We start from the raw sequence: 637 nt of genomic DNA on the forward strand, positions 1-637 counted from the left end.
TCTTAGAGGTCCTAACAAAGGCGCTGGACGTGGCGGTGGGTGATGAGGCAGGTGGCGAGGCCGAGGAAAGCCTCATGGATGTCGTCGCGTCTCTCCCAGCGGATACGCAGGCGGCGGAAGCCATGCAGCCAGGAGATGGTCCGCTCGACCACCCAACGGAAGACGCCCAGGCCGGTGCCGTGCGGCTGGCCCCGCTCGGCGATCACCGGGCGAATGCCGCGCTGCCAGACGAGCCGCCGGTACTTGTCGTGGTCGTAGCCGCGGTCGGCGAAGAGCATGTCCGGTCTGCGTCGTGGGCGTCCGACGACGCCGGCGACGGGTGGGATCTTGTCGAGCAGGGGCAGCAGTTGCGTGACGTCGTTGCGGTTGCCACCGGTCAGCGACACCGCGAGCGGGATGCCCTGCCCGTCCGTGATGACGTGGTGCTTGCTGCCCGGACGTGCGCGGTCGACCGGACTGGGCCCGCTTTTGGGCCCCGCCGGGCCGCCCGGACGTGGGAAGAATCGATCACCGCCCGCGACCAGTCCAGCTGGTTCTTCGACCGCAGTTCCTTCAGCAGCACCGCGTGCAGTTGGTCCCACACGCCGGCCTCGTTCCACGCGGCCAGACGCCGCCAGCAGGTCATGCCTGATCCGAA

The 637-nt window shown here is 68.9% G+C and carries 1 pseudogene; it reads right to left on the bottom strand.

From position 1 onward, the window contains the following. Positions 1 to 11: 11 nt before the first annotated feature. A pseudogene (locus EOT10_RS41000) lies at positions 12 to 637 on the bottom strand (IS5 family transposase); the annotation flags it as partial.

This window comes from Streptomyces antnestii (assembly GCF_004005495.1).
Classification (GTDB): domain Bacteria; phylum Actinomycetota; class Actinomycetes; order Streptomycetales; family Streptomycetaceae; genus Streptomyces; species Streptomyces antnestii.